We start from the raw sequence: 17,965 nt of genomic DNA on the forward strand, positions 1-17,965 counted from the left end.
CATAGGGCCTGGACGCGCCGCCCGCAACACGAGTCCAGCGCCCGGACACCGGAATCCGGTTGACGCGCTCCCGGCGGGGTTGGCACCCTGCCCGGCCATGCCGTCTCCCCGCTATATGGACCTCGCCTTCGCCGCCGCCGAGGCCGCCGCCGCGCGTGGCGAGGTGCCGGTCGGCGCCGTCGTCGTCGACCCCGCGACGGGCGCCATCCTCGCCACCGCCGGCAACCGCACCGAGGAGCTGTGCGACCCCTCCGCCCATGCCGAGTTGCTGGCGATCCGCGAGGCTTGCGCCGCCCGCGGCCAGCCCCGCCTGCCCGGCTGCGACCTCTACGTGACGCTGGAACCCTGCGCGCTGTGCGCCGCGGCGATCAGCTTCGCCCGCATCCGGCGGGTCTATTACGGCGCCTATGATCCCAAGGGGGGCGCCGTCGATCACGGCCCGCGCTTCTTCACGCAGCCGACCTGCCACCACGCGCCGGAAGTCTACAGCGGCATCGGCGAGACGCGGGCGGGCGCGCTGCTGCGGGGGTTCTTCAGGGAACGGCGGTGAGCCTGCCTCCCGGTATCATGGACTGCGCGCGCAATATTGCTTCCCGTGTCAGGCAATAGAATTTCTTCAATGCGGCAGCAAATGGCACGCCTTCATTCGTAGTGAGCACGGATGAAGATCCCCGATCCTCAACAACCACGGAGATGTAACGTGTAACAACCAATTAGTCTGTTAAGTGTTTGTTCAGCGAATATATGCCGATGATGCGCTGACCGCTTTAAGCCATCAGGAGTCGCAAATGTTGTCGTTCCGCAAGCCACAGGACAATCAGGCCGCCGAAGAGCTGGCTCTGCTGGGGCGCCATGCGGGTGTCGGGCTGTGGGACGCAGTGATCCACAACGGCGATCCGATGCATGCGCAAAGCCGTTGGCACTGGTCGCCGGAGTTCCGCCGCCTCGTCGGATTCGACCGCGACGACACCGTTGGTTTCCCCAACGTCGTCAATTCCTGGGCCGACCGGCTGCATCCGGACGATGCGAAGCGGACTTTCGACGCCTTCATGGCCTGCCTGAACGACCGTAGCGGACGCACCGGCTATGACGTGAATTACCGGCTGAAGGTGAAGGACGGCAGCTATCGCTGGTTTCGCGCCATCGGCGGCGTCGCCCGCGACAGCAGCGGTCGGGCGCTGCGTGCCTGCGGCTCCCTGATCGACATCGATGCCGAGCGCAATGAGCTGGAGCGGGCCAAGCTGCTCGACCGCCATGCCGGCGTCGGGCTGTGGGATGCGCGGTCTTCCACAATGGCGATCCGATGCATGCGCAGAGCCGCTGGCACTGGTCGCCGGAATTCCGCCGTCTCGCCGGATTCGACCGCGACGACACGGGCGGCTTCCCCAACGTCGTCAATTCCTGGTCTGACCGGCTGCATCCGGACGACGCCAAACGGACCTTCGACGCCTTCATGGCCTGCCTGAACGACCGCAGCGGACGCACCGGATACGATGTCGATTACCGGCTGAAGGTGAAGGACGGCAGCTATCGCTGGTTCCGCGCCATCGGCGGCGTCGCCCGCGACAACAACGGCGTGGCGTTGCGCGCCTGCGGATCGCTGATCGACATTGATGCGGAGAAGCTGGCCGAGCTGCGGCAGGTGGAGATGGACGGCGAGCGCCGCCGCACCGTGTCCGGCCTTGCCGAATCGCTGGACCGCGAGGTCGGCACCGCCGCCGACCGCGCCACCGCCAACGCCCAGACCGTCGCCGCCGCGACGGAGGAACTGTCGGCCTCCATTTCCGACATCAGCAACCGCGCCAACGAGGCGTCGGGCGCCTCGCTGAAGGCGTCGGAGGAGGCGTCGCGCACCAACGCCGCGGTGGAAGCCCTGGTCACCTCGGCCGAGCGCATCGGCGCCATCACCAAGCTGATCAACAGCATCGCCTCGCAGACCAACCTGCTGGCCCTGAACGCAACCATCGAAGCCGCCCGTGCCGGCGAAGCCGGCCGCGGCTTCGCCGTCGTGGCGAACGAGGTGAAGTCGCTGGCCCAGCAGAGCGGCAGCGCCGCAGACGACATCGCGGCGCAGATCGCCTCGGTCCAGCAGGAGGCACTGCATGCGGTGGACGCCATCCGCCGTATCGGCGCCATCGTCACCGACGTCCAGCAGATCTCCACCACCATCGCCGCCGCCGTATCGCAGCAGGAATCGGCGACCAAGGAGATCGCCCACAGCGTCACCCGCGTGGTTCGCGACATCGAGGTGGTGTCGCAGAACATCGCGTCCGCGTCGGAGCGTCTGCGGGCGTAAATGCGGACATGAAAAGGGGGCGCAGCGATGCGCCCCTTCTCGATCTTCTGCGACCGCAATGATCCAAACTGAAGGATTCGTCAAGAAGATCAGGCAGTTACGCCATTTTTAAGCCAAAATATTGCCTACCCTCCTGCCATCATTATTCCTAATATTGGAAAACCATCAGATTTTTACTTGAAAATTCGGCATGCATTGCCGGCAACGAGCCAGAAGGTTGAAGCGCTTGTCGCTGTGATGCTGATTACACGCACGCGAAATTCGACCTCTTCGCCATGACGCTCAAGATATTCTTGAATCCAACCCTTCTTACTTTTTGTCGAAAGGTGACGATGTCTCCACCACATAAACCATCCAAGGAAAATGCCCGCCGCCATAGCAATTACAATTGCCAATATCCGCTCTCTGACAAAATCAGCATGAACTCCTAAGAATACATAGATAACAAAGAACAATGATATCGGAATGATGAAGCTAAATATCTTGTTAGCCACCACTTGATGATTTGCCACCGTCGGATACATTCTAATAAAATCATCAACTCTCGATACTGTAATCCACGCGAACAAACCTATTGAAATTGCGATATCCAGCGCTAAGCGTAATTTTGTTGGATTTGGACAAAGGTCAGCTGCCATATTACTCTCCAGTTATTGTAAAGATCAAAGAAATTCCGAAAACTGCAGAATGTTTAACGGATACAGCCCCAAGCTGATATGGAATCCGCGCACAACACCGCAGATGGTCATTCAATTTTACCGCCCCACCGCCCGCCAGCCGATGTCGCGGCGGCAGAAGCCGTCTGGCCAGTCCAGCGCATCCACCGCCTTGTAGGCCGCCGCCTGCGCCGCCGCGACCGTCGGCGCCAGAGCGGTCACGCCCAGCACCCGGCCGCCGACCGACAGCACCCGGCCGTCCTCGGCGCGCTTGGTGCCTGCGTGGAAGACGGTCACATTCTCCACCGCGCCGGCCTTGTCCAGACCGCGAATCTCGGTGTTCTTGGCGTAGTCGCCGGGGTAGCCGTTGGCCGCCATCACCACGCACAGCGCGGTCTGGTCGTGCCAGCGCAGGTCGATGCTGTCCAGCACCCCGTCGGCCGCCGCCACCAGAGCGGCCAGCGCGTCCGACTTCAGCCGCATCATCAGCGTCTGGCATTCCGGGTCGCCGAAGCGGACGTTGAACTCCAGCGTCTTCGGCACCGGGCCGTCCGGCGTCCGCATGATCATCAGGCCGGCGAACAGCACGCCCTTGAAGGGCTTGCCTTCCGCCGCCATGCCCTTGACCGTCGGCAGGATGATCTCGCGCATCACGCGGTCCTGCAGGTCAGCGGTCAATACCGGGGCCGGGGAATAGGCGCCCATGCCGCCGGTGTTGGGGCCGGTGTCGCCGTCGCCGACCGCCTTGTGGTCCTGGGCCGATGCCAGCGGCAGCGCGTTCTCGCCGTCGCACAGCGCGAAGAAGCTGACCTCCTCGCCGTCCAGGAACTCCTCCACCACCACTTCCGCCCCGGCGGCGCCGAAGCGGCCGCCGACGAGCGCGTCGTCGATGGCCTCGAACGCCTCCTGCTCGGTGCGGGCGACGGTGACGCCCTTGCCGGCAGCCAGCCCGTCGGCCTTCACCACGATGGGCGCGCCATGCTTGCGGACATAGGCCTTGGCGGCTTCCGGGTCCTTGAAGCGCTCGTAGAAGGCGGTGGGCACCCCGTATTTCGCCAGGATGTCCTTCATGAAGCCCTTGGAACCCTCAAGCTCCGCCGCCGCCGCGCTCGGCCCGAAGGCCTTGACGCCCAGGGCGGTCAGCCTGTCGACCAGACCCAGCACCAGCGGGCCTTCCGGGCCGACGACGACGAAGTCGATGGCGTTGTCCTGGACAAAGCGCACCAGCGCGTCGACATCCTCCGACCCGATGGGAACCAGCGTGGCGACATCGGCGATGCCGGCATTGCCCGGCGCGCAATAGAGCGCGTCGCACAGCGGCGAATTGGAAATGGCCCAGCAGAGCGCGTGCTCACGACCGCCCGATCCGACGACGAGGACTTTCATGGAGTGGCGCTCCTTCCGCCTTGTTGCGATCTGCGCGCCTTGTATCATGGCGGCGCCCCAACTCAAGAGCGCCATGACGTCCGAAAACGCACCCCTCATCGCCCCCGAACCGCGCCCCGGCTCCAACCTTCCGGAATTCACCGTCGGCGACCTCGCCCGCCGGCTGAAGCGCAGCATCGAGGAGGAATTCGGCTTCGTCCGCGTCCGCGGCGAGATCAGCCAGCCGAAGAAGCACAGCTCCGGCCACTGCTACATGCGCCTCAAGGACGACACCGCGGTGATCGAGGCGGTGTGCTGGCGCGGTACCATGGCAAAGCTGGCGGTCAGGCCGGAGGAAGGGCTGGAGGTCATCATCACCGGACGGATGACGACCTACCCCGGCCGTTCACAGTACCAGCTGATCGTCGAGTCGATGGAACTGGCCGGCGAAGGCGCGCTTCTGAAAATGCTGGAGGAGCGCAAGCGCCGGCTTGCGGCGGAGGGACTGTTCGACCCCGCCCGCAAGAAGCGCATCCCCTTCCTGCCGGACGTGATCGGTGTGGTCACCTCCCCCACCGGCGCGGTCATCCGCGACATCCTGCACCGGCTGAACGACCGCTTCCCCCGCCATGTCCTGCTGTGGCCGGTCGCCGTCCAGGGCGAACGCGCGGCGGCCGAGGTGACGGCGGCCATCGAGGGCTTCAACCGCATCCAGCCGGGGGAGCGCATTCCCCGCCCGGACCTGATCATCGTGGCGCGGGGCGGCGGCTCGCTGGAAGACTTGATGGCCTTCAACGAGGAGAATGTCGTCCGCGCCGCGGCGGCCAGCGCGATCCCGCTGATCTCCGCCGTCGGGCACGAGACCGATACCACGCTGATCGACTTCGCGTCGGACCTGCGCGCGCCCACCCCGACCGCCGCCGCAGAAATGGCGGTGCCGGTGCGTGGCGAACTGCTGGCCCAGATCCTGGACGATGAGCGCCGCCTCATCGCCTGCGCCTCGCGCGCGGTGGCGGATCGCCGCAACCGGGTGGAGGGGCTGGCCCGTGGCCTTGGCGATCCCCGCGCCCTGCTGGAAGGCCATGCCCAGCGCCTGGACGACCGGGCGGAACGCCTGAACCTCGCCGCCTCGGCCCTGTTGGAGCGGCGCCGCACCCGTGTCGGCGAGCTGGCCGCCAAGCTGCGCCACCCGCGGGAGAAGCTGGCCCAGGCCGACCAGAAGCTGGCGTCGGAGAGCCGCGCGTTCGACTCGGCCCTGCGCCATGCGGTGACCACAGCCGGCGGACGCTTCGAGCGTGTCGCCGGCCGGCTGTCGCTGACCCCGGCGCGGGTGAAGCTGGCGGACGGCGAACGCCGGATCGCCGACCTGACGCCGCGCCTCGACCGCAGCTATGCCAAGGGGGTCGCCGACAAGGCGGCGAAGCTGGCGTCGCTCGGCCAACTGCTGGAAAGTTACAGCTACAAGGGCGTGCTGGCCCGCGGCTTCGCGCTGGTCGAAGACCGCGACGGCCGCCCGGTGACCCGCGCCGATCAGGCGACGCCGGGGCTGAGCGTCAACATCGTCTTCGCCGATGACGCCAAAGTTGCCGCAACCATCGACGGCGGCGCCCCTAAGGCGGAGGTCAAGACCGAGTCGCCGGCGGAGGCCAAGCCGGAGAAGAAGGCGACACCGCGCAAGCCGCGGGTGGTGCCGGTGCAGGGGACACTTTTCTGAGGTCGGAAGCCGCGCCCGTCCGACACGGGCGCGGCTTCCGACGCGGTCACACCGCGCCGGCGAAGCTCCAGCGCAGGGTCTCGCCGCTGCGGAACGGGAGGACGGCGTCGCCCTCGCTGACCAGGATCAGGTCGGGTGCGACCGATGGGCGGCGTTCCAGAGCGACGCGCTCCTCGCTGACCGGCATGTTGTAGAAACGCGGGCCGTTGATGCTGGCGAAGGCCTCCAGCCTGTCGAGCGCGCCGGCCTCGTCGAACGCCTCGGCATAGAGTTCCAGCGCGTTGGCGGCGGTGAAGCAGCCGGCGCAACCGCAGGCGGCTTCCTTGGCGGTCACCGTGTGCGGGGCCGTGTCGGTGCCCAGGAAGAACGGCCCCTCGCCGGAGATCGCCGCCTCGACCAGCGCCACCCGGTGCGTCTCGCGCTTGGCGATCGGCAGGCAGTAGAGGTGCGGACGGATGCCGCCCTGGAAGATGTGGCTGCGGTTGATCAGCAGATGGTGCGCGGTGATGGTGGCGCCGATCCGGCCGCTGGCGGCATGGGCGCGGACGAACTGCACGGCGTCGGCCGTGGTCACATGCTCCAGCACCACGCGCAGGGTCTTATGACGCTCCATCAGCGGGGCCAGGATGGTGTCGATGAACACCGCCTCGCGGTCGAAGATGTCGACGGACTGGTCGGTCACCTCGCCATGGATCAGCAGCGGCATGCCGATCTCCGCCATGCGCTCCAGCACCGGGGCGATGCGGGCGATGTCGGTGACGCCATGGGCGCTGTTGGTGGTGGCGTTGGCGGGATAGAGCTTGGCGGCGGCGAACACACCGTCCTTGAAGCCCTGGGCCAGATCGTCGGCATCGGTGCCGTCGGTCAGATAGGCGGTCATCAGCGGCGTGAAATCCACGCCGTCCGGCAGGGCCGCCAGGATGCGCTCGCGATAGGCCACGGCATCGGCGGCCGTCGCCACCGGCGGCTTCAGGTTCGGCATGACGATGGCGCGGCCAAACTGGCGGGCGGTGAAGGGCAGAACCGCCTTCAGCATGGCGCCGTCGCGCAGATGGACATGCCAGTCGTCGGGGCGGCGGATGACAAGGCGGTCGTTGGGCATGGATCGGGTCCCGGCGCTGATGTCGAGGGGCGGTGAGCTTGGACGACGTTCTATCGCCATCGCCGCGGCATCTCAACAGAGGCGGGCCCCGGACCGGAAACATGGGCCGGAAACACAAGACAAAACCGGAAGCCCCCCGCCGGCCGGCGTTGGCGGGGGGCTGGCCGTCTGTCCGGGACTTTACTGGATGGTGGTCGAGGTCTTCACCCCCAGGATGTTGTCGATCTTCGCGGCCTGCTCGGCGGTCACCGGCTTGCCGCCGATGGTGGCGAGCTGCTGCCGTGCCTCGGCCACCGCCTTGTCGCGGGCAGCGCTGTCCTTCAGCGCATGGGCGGCCAGCATCTGCTCGTGATACTTGTCGAGCTGGACGGTCAGCTGGTCGGTCGGCTTGGCGCCCAGTTCCTTGGCGACGGCATCGGCCTGGGTCTTGGTCACCTCGGCCTTCGGGGTGGCCGCGACCTGTTCATGCTTGGTCTTGCCGGCATCGGCCTTGGTGGCATCGACCTTCGGAACCTCGTGCTTGGTGGCTTCGGTCTTGGTGGCCTCGGTCTTGGTGACGGCCTTCTGGTCGGTCTTCTGCTCGACCTTCGGAGCCGTGGTGGAGTCGGTCGTCGCGGCGGGGGCGGACGCGGCCGGCGTGGCCGGAACGACCGTTGCGGCACCCGCGCTCAGCACGGGGGCTGCCGCCATCATGGCAGCAAACGCAAAGGTCGAAACGGACGAGCGGATACGCGACCCGAAGACGGTGCCGGACATTTGGTTTCTCCATTTCGGTGAGCGATCCTCGTTGCGGGATCGTGCTTAGATGAACGCTGCCCCGCTGCCATTCATTCCACGCCCTTCCAAAAAATTTTCGCCCCAACCGAAAAATTTTCCGGCGCAGGTGACGGGGCCGGCGAAAGGGGCTAGAAAACGCACGCTTTTCCTATCCAAGCGCGGACCTTCTCCGATGAGCCTGATCACGCCCCGCACCCCGCCCGGAACGATGGAGCTGCTGCCGCGCCAGCAGGTGGCCTTCCAGCGCATGCTGGACACCATCCGCCGCGGTTACGAGCGGTTCGGCTTCGTCCCCGTCGAAACCCCGGTGTTCGAGACGGTGGACACGCTGCTGACCAAGTCGGGCGGCGAGACGGAGAAGCAGGTCTATTTCGTCCAGTCCACCGGCGCCATCCAGCAGGGCAACAAGCCGGAACTGGCCCTGCGCTTCGACCTGACCGTGCCGCTCGCCCGCTATGTGGCGGAGCATGAGCGCGACCTCGCCTTTCCCTTCCGCCGCTATCAGATCCAGCGGGTCTATCGCGGCGAGCGGGCGCAGCGCGGGCGCTTCCGCGAATTCTACCAGTGCGACATCGACGTGATCGGCAAGGACAGCCTGTCCGCCCATTACGACGCCGAGATCCCGGCGGTGATCCACCATGTCTTCACCGAGCTGAACTTCGGCGGCTTCACCATCAACGTGAACAACCGCAAGATCCTGCTGGGCCTGCTCGACGGCCTTGGCGTCGCCGACGCCGACACCCGCGTGCTGGTGCTGCGCGAGATCGACAAGCTGGACAAGATCGGCCGCGACAAGGTGCGCGACAGCCTGCTGGGCCTGGGCGTCACCGAGCATGCCGCCGACACCATCCTGTCGCTGATCGACATGAAGGGCACCAACGCCGAGACGCTGGCGGCGCTGGGCGCGCTGGACATCGAGAACGCCATCTTCCGCGAAGGCGTCGGCGAACTGACCACCGTCATCGAAGGCCTCAAGGCCTTCCAGGTGCCGGAGGGCACGGTGCGCATCAACCTCGCCATCGCGCGGGGCCTCGATTACTACACCGGCACCGTCTACGAGACCTTCCTGAACGACCATCCCGGCATCGGCTCGGTCTGCTCCGGCGGGCGTTACGAGAATCTCGCCAGCCACTACACCAAGTCGAAACTGCCGGGCGTTGGCATCTCCATCGGCGCCACCCGCCTGTTTTACCAGCTCATGGAGGCCGGCCTCATCAAGGACGCCGCCCCCACCGCCCAGGTGCTGGTGACCCAGATGGACCCCGCCCTGTCAGCCGACTATTTCCGCATGGCCAGCGAGCTGCGCGCCGCCGGCATCAACACGGAAATCCAGCTGGACGGCGGCAAGATCGCCAAGCAGATGAAATACGCCGACCGCGCCGGCATCCCCGTCGTCCTGCTGATGGGCTCCGACGAGAAAGCCCGCGGCACCGCGACGCTGAAGCATCTGGTCAAGGGCGAGCAGGTCGAGGTCCCGCTGGCCGAGTTGGCGGCGCGGGCGAAGGCGCTGCTGGAGGGGTGAGGCGCCCCGTCGTCGCCCGAAGCCGCGCATGATAGAATAAACATTGGATGATTTCACCGACGATCCCGGAGTCGTCGGTGTCGTCCCAACGTTCCAACGCCAACGAGCGCGGCCATGTCAGCAACGAACTTTAATACGAAGAACGATACGTTCCGTAAGCTGATGGGCAACGGCCTGACCTACCGTGTGCCCCGTTTCCAGCGCGACTACAGTTGGGGGGAAGAGGAGTGGGACGACCTCTGGCAGGACATCATTGGAACAGTTAAGGAAGGTGGAGAGCCGGCCCACTACATGGGCTATCTCGTGCTCCAATCTTCCGATGATAAATTGTATGACGTCATCGATGGACAACAGCGTCTAACGACGCTGAACATCATTGTGCTCACGGCCCTTCGGCAACTGAAGAAACTGGTCGAACAGGGCCGAGACGCCGATACGGCACAAAAACGTCTGGACGGCCTGCGGCAGACCTACATCGGATACCTCGATCCGGTGACGCTGGTCGCACGCTCGAAGCTGTCTTTGAACCGCAACAATGACACCTATTTTCAGACCTACCTTGTGCCTCTGGTCGACAACCCACCACAGCGAGGGATCAAGCCCTCGGAAAACCTCCTTCGTCGGGCATTCGAATGGTTCGGAGGCCGCCTCCAGGACTATCTGCAAGGCGCAACAGATCCGGGAATGGAAATAGCTCGTCTGATCGATACGATGAGCGATCGCCTGTTCTTCACAGTAATAACCGTGACCGACGAACTGAACGCATACAAGGTATTCGAAACCTTGAACGCACGAGGTGTCCGGCTGTCGGCAACGGATCTTCTGAAGAACTACCTGTTCTCGGTCTTGCATCGCGAAGAGCAGCACGAGCACGAGTTGATGGTCCTGGACAACCGATGGGAGCGGATCGTCGGACGTCTGGCCGCCGCCAGCCTTCCGGATTTCCTGCGCTTCCATTGGATCAGCCGTCGCAACTTCGTCCGGCAAACCGATCTCTTCAAGGCCGTGCGCAGCGAGATCAAGGTTCGATCCGACGTCTTCTCCCTTCTGAATGCCATGGATGAAGACATCGACACCTATCTGGCGTTGACCAGCCCCGAGGGCTCCAATTGGTCGCAAAGCGCCAAAGACTGCGCCCGGATCATCAAGACGTTCAGCGTCCGACAGCCATTCCCGTTGTTGATGGCGGCCAAAAGACGGTTGAACGAGACGGACTTCGAGAAGCTTCTCAAAGCCACCGTCGTTATTTCATTCCGCTACAACGTGATCGGCGGCCTTCTTCCTGCCGAGCAGGAGCGCACTTACCATGCGGAAGCCCAGAGGATCAGCAAGGGAGAACACGGAACACTGCAGCAGATACTCGAAGGACTGCGCGGAGTTTACGTTTCCGATGCAAGTTTCAACGCCGCTTTTTCTGAGAAGTCGATCGGAACTCTGCAAAATCGCAACCGCAAGATCGTCTGCTATATCCTGTGCTCATTGGAACGGCAAATGTCAGGCATCGACCTGGACTATGAAAGCAGCAGTTTCAACGTCGAGCACATCTGCCCGGTGAATCCCAGCGGTGGCTGGAGCGCGTTTACCGACGAAGAGGTTGAAACACTGACATCCCGATTGGGAAATATGACGCTTCTCCAAACGAGCACCAATAAGCGACTTGGCAACGCCGAATACGTTGACAAACGTCCGATCTATGCGGAGAGCATCTACGCCCTGACGCGAGAAATTGCGGATAAACATGAGGAATGGACTCCGCGGGCAATCAGCCAGCGTCAGAAGGCCATGGCCAAGATCGCAACCGCTGTGTGGCGCGTGCCCCAACTCTCGTGAGCTTCGCTCCTTAAACCCATATTAACCAAAACACCTCTACTGTCCGGGCCGAAACCGGCCGTATCGGTCGGGTGGCAGGGGGCGTGCATCCGGCATGGCGCAGGGTGTCATGGCGCAAGGTTCGGTCCAAGGCTGGGCGCGGGCGGGCACATGGGCCCGGCGGGCGGCGATCGGCGTGACGCTGGCGACCACCATGGCCGCTGCCGGCTATGCCGGCTGGCGGGAGATGGAGACCTCGCGCCTCCAGGCCCGGCTGCTGTCCGGCGTCGCCCAGTCGATGACCGTGTCCTTGCGCGAAGGCCCCAACCCGCAGGCCCGCTATCCCAAGCATGGGCCGTACAACGAGCGGCTCGGCTACACCGCCCTGCCCGGCCAACTCGACACGCTGACCCATGACGTCTATGCGATCGAGCAGCAGGCGGTGCTGTCGCCGGCGCTCGACCGTTTCATGGCCGGCGGCGGCTTTCCGATCTATCGCGAGAAGACGCAGGCCGGGCTGACCCTGCTCGACCGCAACGGCGCCGTCATGTATTCGGCGCGCTATCCCGAACGGGTGTTCGACGGCTTCGACGATGTGCCGAAGCTGGTCGCCGACACGCTGCTGTTCATCGAGAATCGCGAGCTGCTGGACGCCGACCAGCCGCGCCGCAATCCGGCGGTGGAATGGGACCGCTTCGGCGCCGCGGTGGCGATGCTGCCCCTGCAGATGGTCCGGCCGGGCCAGCGTTCCCCCGGCGGCTCGACGCTCGCCACCCAGATCGAGAAATACCGCCACTCTCCCGACGGCCAGACCACCGGCAGCGTGGAGAAGCTGCGCCAGATGGCATCGGCCAGCGTCCGCGCCTATAGCGACGGCGAGGATACCACGCTGGCCCGCCGCCGCATCCTGGTCGATTACCTGAACTCCACCCCGCTGACGGCAAGGGTCGGCTTCGGCGAGGTGAACGGGTTGGGCGACGGGCTGTGGGCCTGGTTCGGCACCGACCTGTCGATCGCCAAGCGCGTGCTGGCCGAACCGGCACCGGACCTTCGCACCCTGAAGCTGAAGGCGCTGGCCTACAAGCAGGTGCTGGCCCTGCTGCTGGCCCAGCGGCGGCCCTCCTATTACCTGATCCAGGACCGCGCGGCGCTCGACCGGCTGGCCGACGCCCATCTGCGGGCGCTGGCGCAGGCCGGGGTGATCGATCCGGCGTTGCGCGACGCCGCCATCGCCACGCCGCTGGCCTTCCGCGAGGAGGCGCCGACCGCCCCCGCCACCTCCTTCGTCGAGCAGAAGGCGACCAACGCCATCCGCGCCCGGCTGCTGGGCATGCTCGGCGTTTCCAACCTTTATGCGCTCGACCGGCTCGACCTCACCGCGCAATCCACCCTGGATGCCGAGACGCAGGCGCGCGTGGTGGAGGTGCTGGGCAAGCTGAACGAGCCCGATTTTGCCCGCTCGCTTGGGTTGACCGGCGAACGGCTGCTCGACGCCCGCAACAACGACCTGTCCAAGCTGGTCTACTCGATCACGCTGTACGAGCGGGGTCCGGAGGCCAATTACCTGCGCGTCCAGGCCGACAATCTCGACCAGCCGCTGGACATCAACGACGGGGCGAAGCTCGACCTCGGCTCCACCGCCAAGCTGCGCACGCTGACGACCTATCTGGAGATCGTCGCCGAACTGCACAGCCGCTACGCCCACCTGCCGAAAGACCTGCTGGCGGATGTCGAGGACGAGGCGTCGGACAACCTGACCCGCTGGGCCACCTCCTGGCTGGCCTCGGCCCCAGACCGCCGGCTGCCGGCCATGCTGGACGCGGCGATGGAGCGGCGCTATTCCGCCGGCCCCGGCGAGGTGTTCTTCACCGGCGGCGGCCAGCACAGCTTCGTGAACTTCAACAAGGACGACAACGGCCGCATCCTGACCGTGCAGGAGGCGTTGCGGAACAGCGTCAACCTGCCCTTCATCCGGCTGATGCGCGACGTCGTCCAGTTCTATATGGACGAGGGGGCCGACGACGGCGCCGACATCCTGCGCTCGCCCGACCACCCGGCCCGGCAGGCCTATCTTGCCCGCTTCGCCGACCGCGAGGGATCGGACTTCCTCAACCGCTTCTACAACGATTACCGCAAGCGCACGCCGGACGAGGCGCTGGCCCGGCTGGCAACCCGCTCGCGCCCGGTGCCGCACCGGCTGGCGGTGATCTTCCGCAGCGTGCGGCCCAAGGCCGGCCTGGCCGAATTCTCGGCCTTCCTGCGCGCCCGGCTGCCGAAGATGGCGCTGTCCGACGGGCAGCTTTCGGCGCTCTACGCCAAATACGGGCCGGATCGCTTCCCGCTGAACGACCTCGGCTATCTCGCCCGCGTCCATCCGCTGGAGCTGTGGCTCGTCGCCTACCTCCAGCAGCATCCCGGCGCCACGCGGGCCGAGGTGCTGGCGGCCAGCGCCGACGAACGCCAGGAAAGCTATCGCTGGCTGTTCAAGAAGGGCATGGCCGCCCAGAACACCCGCATCCGCATCGGGCTGGAGGAGGAGGCGTTCCAGCGCATCACCGCCCAGTGGCGCAGCGTCGGCTACCCTTTCGAAACGCTGGTGCCGTCGCTGGCGACCGCCATCGGCAGCTCGGCCGACCGCCCGGCGGCGCTGGCGGAGCTGATGGGGCTGATCCTGAACGACGGGGTGCGCCAGCCGACGGTGAAGATCCGCTCGCTGCATTTCGCCGCCGGCACGCCCTACGAGGCGAAGCTGGGGCTGGGGCCGCTGAAGGGCGAGCGCGTGCTGCGGCCGGAGGTGTGCGCCACCCTGCGCCGCGCCCTGATGGACGTGGCGCAGAACGGCACCGCCAAGCGGGTCTGGGGCTCCTTCAAGGACCCGGCCGGCATGCCGATCCCGATGGGCGGCAAGACCGGCACCGGCGACCATCGGCTGGACCGCTGGGGGCCGGGCGGCGTGCTGATCGAATCGAAAGCGGTCAACCGCACGGCGACCTTCGTCTTCTACATCGGCGACCGCTTCTTCGGGACGATGACCGCCTTCGTCCATGGGCCGGAGGCCGACAACTACCGCTTCACCAGCGCCCTGCCCGCCCAGCTTCTGAAAAGCCTCGCCCCGGCGCTGCAGCCGCTGATCGACCAGGGCGCCACCCGCACCGCCGATACGCGCGCGATGCCGACCGGCCTGTAAGGCGGACAGACCGGCCTATTACAGCCGGGCCTATTGCAGCCTGGTGGCGGCGATCTTGGCGGCGTCGACCGGGGTGGCGGTGCAGCCGCCCAGCGTCGGGCCGACCGGAAGCTCGCCGAAGGCGGCCAGTGCACCTTCCGCCTTCAGCCGGCCGACGAAACCGGGCTCCACCCCGCGGGCGACCCAGGCGAACCCGAGCCAGGTGGAGCGCACCGGCTCGCCGCCCGCCCGCACCATCGCCGTCATCGCCTCGGCATCGCTGGTGCCGGGGGAGAAGACCGCCAGCATCATCCCGTCGGTCGCATCCGGCAGCGCGGCGCGCTGCAGCGACAGCCCCATCAGCCCGGCCCAGACCAGCAGGATGCCGCCCAGCAGCGCCGCGGCAAGTCCGTGGCCGATGGGAAGTCCGGAAGAGGATTGGGCGGGGCTGTCGCTCATGGTGGTCTACCTTACGCCTTCGCCTCGGCCGCCGCCAGCGACGGGGCCGGCTTCTCGGCGATCGGCCAGTGGATGATGGTCGCGAACATGGCCAGCGCCACGCCCAGCCACCAGACGACGTCGTAGGATCCCGTGCGCTCGTACAGCACGCCGCCGAGCCAGACGCCCAGGAAACCGCCGACCTGATGGCTGAAGAAGGCGAAGCCGTAGAGCGTGCCCATGTAGCGGGTGCCGAACATCAGCGCGACGAGGCCGGAGGTCGGCGGCACGGTGGACAGCCACAGCAGGCCCATCACCGCGGCATAGGCGATGACGGTGACCGGCGAGATTGGCAGCAGGATGAAGATCGCCGTGGCGATGCCGCGCGAGAAATAGTTGCCGCACAGCAGATAGCGCTTGCTGACCTTGCCCGCGAGAATGCCGGACGCGTAGGAGCCGACGACGTTGAACAGGCCGATCAGCGCCAGCGCCCAGGCGGCCAGCGTCGGGCTGATGCCCGCCTCTGTCAGGTAGGGCGGCAGATGGGTGGTGATGAAAGCCAGTTGAAAGCCGCAGACGAAGAATCCGGCGACCAGCAGCACATAGCTGCGGTGCTGGAAGGCTTGGCGCACGGCGGTGATGAATCCGACATTGGCCCCGGTCACCGCATGGCCGCCACCGGCCGCAATTCCCTTCGGGCCGGGGAAGACGCCGGCCAGCAGCGGCACCGCGATCATCGAGGCCGCCAGCAGCAGCAGGGCGGTCTGCCAGCCGAAGCCGGCGATGAAGGCTTGGCCCATCGGCGCGAACAGGAACTGGCCCATCGACCCGGCCGCGGTGGCGATGCCGACCGACCAGCTGCGCTGCTCCGGCGGCAGCAGCCGGGTGAAGCCGGCGATGATGATGCCGAAGGACGCGCCGGACAGGCCGAGCCCGATCAGCACGCCTGCGGTCAGGTACAACTCCACGCTGGTGGTGGCGTAGGGCATCAGCGCCAGACCGGCCGCATAGAGGATGCCACCGCCGGCCAGGACCGGGGCCGGGCCGTAGCGGTCGGTCAGCGCCCCGGCGAAGGGGCCGCCGGCGCCCCACAGGATGTTCTGGATCGCCATCGCCAGCGCGAAGACGTCGCGGCCCCAGCCGCGGGTTTCCGAAAGCGGGCCGATGAACAGGCCCATGCTCGACCGCGGTCCGAAGGCCAGCATCGAGATCAGGCAGCCGCAAACGACGACGAGTGCGGGCGTCCTCCAGGAGGGCGCCGGTGCGGGGGTGGCGGTGGTCAAGGCGTCCTCCCGGAAGGGGCCGGCATTGCGCGCCGGTGTTGTGGAACTGCTATGCCCCGACGATAGGCGGGCACCAACAGTTCGGCAAATTCATAATCGGCAACCGGGTCATTCCGCGGCGGAATGCAGGATGGGAGAATGTGCGGTCCGGCGATCGGGCCGATGCCACGCCGACAACTCATGGCGCAGCGATTGCTCCAGCCGGTCGAACACCGGGGCGATGCGGCCGGTCGTCCGCGCCTGGATCAGCCAGATCGTCACCGCCATCCGGAAATCGGGCAGGTCGAGCGGCCGGACGGCGACCGCACCGGGGATCGGCGCGATCAGCCCCATCGGCGCCAGCCCGAAACCGACTCCGCGCGCCACCAGCGACACCAGCAGGCTCTGGTCATAGGCCTCCACCGTCACGTTCGGCTGCAGGCCGAGCGGCGCCAGCGCCTGATGGAGGGCCTCGCGGTACCGGCAGCCGTTCGGCTGCAACACCCAGCCGCGCCGGTTCATGGCCGCCAGATCGGCGGAACCGTCGCCGGGAGAGGCGATGATGCTGACCGGTTCGGTCCCGATCCGGCGGACCGGCAAATCGTCGGGCGGCGCCTGATCGTCGCACATCAGGACCAGCGCGCCGTCGAGGCTGCCGGCGCGGACCTGCTCGATCAGCGGGTTGCTCCAGTCCGCATGCAGCCGCAGCGTCAGGCCGGGGAAACCGGCCCGCAGTTCGTCCAGAGGCCGGCCGGTGGCCAGCGCGGTCAGCACATGCGCCGTGCCCAGCCGCAGCAGCCCGCGCGGCTCGGCCGACCCGGCGAAAGCATCGGCGAAGTCGCTGGTCGCCGCCAGGATGCGCCTTGCATGGGCCAACGCCAGTTCGCCGTCGCGGGTCAGGGCCAGCGGCTTGGTCTGCCGGTCGAACAGCACGACACCCAGTTCGGCCTCCAGCCGCTGGATCAGCCGCGACACGGCCGACTGCGTCAGCCCCAGCCGGTTGCCGGCCTCCTGCACCGACTGCGCGTCGGCAACGGCGATGAAGGTGCGGATCTCGTTGAGCTTCATGGGGCCTCGAACGGGTTCAGCAAAGGAATCCCAAAGGCGTGGAAGTCACGGACGTTGCGGGTTGCGATCGTCAAACCGTGTGCTTGTGCCGTGGCGGCGATCAGTGCGTCCACTGGATCGCAGTTGTGGTGAGCGTTGCGAAGATGTCCCCAGAGCGTCGCCACCGTCAGCGAGACGGGCAGTATGCGCTCGGTCCAGGTCTCCACGCCTTTTATCCAGAAGTCGAGTTGTTCTGCCTTCGCGGCATTTGCTGGGCGGAGGTTCGCAATTCCGCGATGAATTTCGCCGATGCTGATGACGCTGATGAAGGCCTCCGATGGCGGAAGGCGTTCCAACCAGGCAATTGCTCGCGCGTCAGGTTTCGGCCGCCTTGGCTCGGACAAGATGTTGGTGTCCAGCAGGAAGCCCTTCATAAGGCGTCTTTGGCGAAGTCGACCGGCTTGCGGGTATTCGGCCCATGGCGCTCGCCGATTGCCTCGTTAAGATCGATGTCTGTCGCATCGATGGGACGCAGTAGGGCTTCAATCACATTCCTGGGCATGCGCTCGGGAGCGGCGACAGTCTCTCCGCGCAACCGTTCATAGTCTGTGGCCGACAGCATGACCATCGACGGCTTGCCGGGGCGGACAATGGTCAGAGGCCCCTCTGCCAATGCGCGCTCGATGGCGGCGTCCAGACCGGGGTCGTCGGCTTTGGAATACAACACACCCATGGCCGGTCCTCCGTCATCAATAGCCACTGCTGTGACTCTCGGCACGGGGTGACAGGCTGTCAAGCGGTGCGCTAGGCT

Annotated in this window: 15 protein-coding genes and 1 pseudogene; 7 read left to right on the top strand and 9 right to left on the bottom strand. The window is 66.2% G+C overall.

The genetic code is table 11. The features are described 5' to 3' along the window. Window positions 1-97 precede the first annotated feature (97 nt). The 3 genes and pseudogenes from FZ029_RS01760 (at window position 98) to FZ029_RS01765 (ending at window position 2,296) form a co-directional block, all read left to right on the top strand. Window positions 98-550, top strand: a complete 453-nt coding sequence (locus tag FZ029_RS01760; protein WP_149267775.1) for a nucleoside deaminase — start codon at window positions 98-100, stop codon at window positions 548-550. 349 nt (window positions 551-899) lie between these two features. Further along, window positions 900-1,163, top strand: a pseudogene (locus FZ029_RS33475) (PAS domain-containing protein); the annotation flags it as partial. 140 nt (window positions 1,164-1,303) lie between these two features. After that, the gene (locus FZ029_RS01765) at window positions 1,304-2,296 is read left to right on the top strand and encodes a methyl-accepting chemotaxis protein (protein WP_247892097.1); all 993 of its coding nucleotides are present in this window, start codon (window positions 1,304-1,306) and stop codon (window positions 2,294-2,296) included. 173 nt (window positions 2,297-2,469) lie between these two features. Here FZ029_RS01765 and FZ029_RS01770 read toward each other — a convergent pair whose 3' ends face one another. Continuing rightward, window positions 2,470-2,934 carry a hypothetical protein gene (locus tag FZ029_RS01770; protein ID WP_149267776.1) on the bottom strand — a complete coding sequence of 155 codons (465 nt, stop codon included), beginning with the start codon at window positions 2,932-2,934 and terminating at the stop codon, window positions 2,470-2,472. Window positions 2,935-3,051: 117 nt separating this feature from the next. Continuing rightward, window positions 3,052-4,338 (bottom strand): phosphoribosylamine--glycine ligase, encoded by a 1,287-nt coding sequence (purD, locus tag FZ029_RS01775; RefSeq protein ID WP_149267777.1) that lies wholly within the window; start codon window positions 4,336-4,338, stop codon window positions 3,052-3,054. Between the two features lie 73 nt (window positions 4,339-4,411). Between purD and xseA the strand changes: the two genes are divergently transcribed. Then, a complete protein-coding gene (gene xseA, locus FZ029_RS01780; RefSeq protein WP_149267778.1) occupies window positions 4,412-6,031 on the top strand; it encodes an exodeoxyribonuclease VII large subunit in 1,620 nt (539 codons plus the stop codon). A gap of 46 nt (window positions 6,032-6,077) precedes the next feature. Here xseA and pyrC read toward each other — a convergent pair whose 3' ends face one another. Together pyrC and FZ029_RS01790 are read right to left on the bottom strand one after the other, a co-directional pair. After that, window positions 6,078-7,133: a dihydroorotase gene (gene pyrC / locus FZ029_RS01785; protein ID WP_149267779.1), complete on the bottom strand. Its 1,056-nt coding sequence runs from the start codon at window positions 7,131-7,133 to the stop codon at window positions 6,078-6,080. A gap of 180 nt (window positions 7,134-7,313) precedes the next feature. After that, complete coding sequence (locus tag FZ029_RS01790) at window positions 7,314-7,889, bottom strand: hypothetical protein (RefSeq protein ID WP_149267780.1); 576 nt, start codon at window positions 7,887-7,889, stop codon at window positions 7,314-7,316. A gap of 193 nt (window positions 7,890-8,082) precedes the next feature. Here FZ029_RS01790 and hisS point away from each other — a divergent pair, with 193 nt between their 5' ends. The 3 genes from hisS (at window position 8,083) to FZ029_RS01805 (ending at window position 14,428) form a co-directional block, all read left to right on the top strand. Further along, window positions 8,083-9,432: a histidine--tRNA ligase gene (hisS, locus tag FZ029_RS01795; protein ID WP_149267781.1), complete on the top strand. Its 1,350-nt coding sequence runs from the start codon at window positions 8,083-8,085 to the stop codon at window positions 9,430-9,432. A gap of 114 nt (window positions 9,433-9,546) precedes the next feature. Beyond that, window positions 9,547-11,262, top strand: coding sequence for a DUF262 domain-containing protein (locus FZ029_RS01800; RefSeq protein WP_149267782.1), 1,716 nt, complete (start codon window positions 9,547-9,549; stop codon window positions 11,260-11,262). Between the two features lie 94 nt (window positions 11,263-11,356). Next, window positions 11,357-14,428 carry a transglycosylase domain-containing protein gene (locus tag FZ029_RS01805; protein WP_247892098.1) on the top strand — a complete coding sequence of 1,024 codons (3,072 nt, stop codon included), beginning with the start codon at window positions 11,357-11,359 and terminating at the stop codon, window positions 14,426-14,428. Between the two features lie 30 nt (window positions 14,429-14,458). Here FZ029_RS01805 and FZ029_RS01810 read toward each other — a convergent pair whose 3' ends face one another. From FZ029_RS01810 to FZ029_RS01830, 5 genes are all read right to left on the bottom strand, one after another. Further along, complete coding sequence (locus tag FZ029_RS01810; RefSeq protein WP_149198259.1) at window positions 14,459-14,866, bottom strand: hypothetical protein; 408 nt, start codon at window positions 14,864-14,866, stop codon at window positions 14,459-14,461. A gap of 11 nt (window positions 14,867-14,877) precedes the next feature. Beyond that, window positions 14,878-16,128, bottom strand: coding sequence for an MFS transporter (locus tag FZ029_RS01815; RefSeq protein ID WP_149267783.1), 1,251 nt, complete (start codon window positions 16,126-16,128; stop codon window positions 14,878-14,880). 108 nt (window positions 16,129-16,236) lie between these two features. Further along, window positions 16,237-17,175 carry a LysR family transcriptional regulator gene (locus FZ029_RS01820; protein WP_247892099.1) on the bottom strand — a complete coding sequence of 313 codons (939 nt, stop codon included), beginning with the start codon at window positions 17,173-17,175 and terminating at the stop codon, window positions 16,237-16,239. After that, a complete protein-coding gene (locus FZ029_RS01825; protein ID WP_149267784.1) occupies window positions 17,172-17,588 on the bottom strand; it encodes a type II toxin-antitoxin system VapC family toxin in 417 nt (138 codons plus the stop codon). Before FZ029_RS01825 ends, FZ029_RS01820 begins: the two co-directional genes overlap by 4 nt. Then, the gene (locus FZ029_RS01830; protein WP_149267785.1) at window positions 17,585-17,887 is read right to left on the bottom strand and encodes a type II toxin-antitoxin system Phd/YefM family antitoxin; all 303 of its coding nucleotides are present in this window, start codon (window positions 17,885-17,887) and stop codon (window positions 17,585-17,587) included. The genes FZ029_RS01825 and FZ029_RS01830 overlap by 4 nt, the downstream gene beginning before the upstream one ends. Window positions 17,888-17,965 lie beyond the last annotated feature (78 nt).

It is taken from the genome of Azospirillum sp. Sh1, from assembly GCF_008365135.1.
Taxonomy (GTDB): Bacteria; Pseudomonadota; Alphaproteobacteria; order Azospirillales; family Azospirillaceae; genus Azospirillum; species Azospirillum oryzae.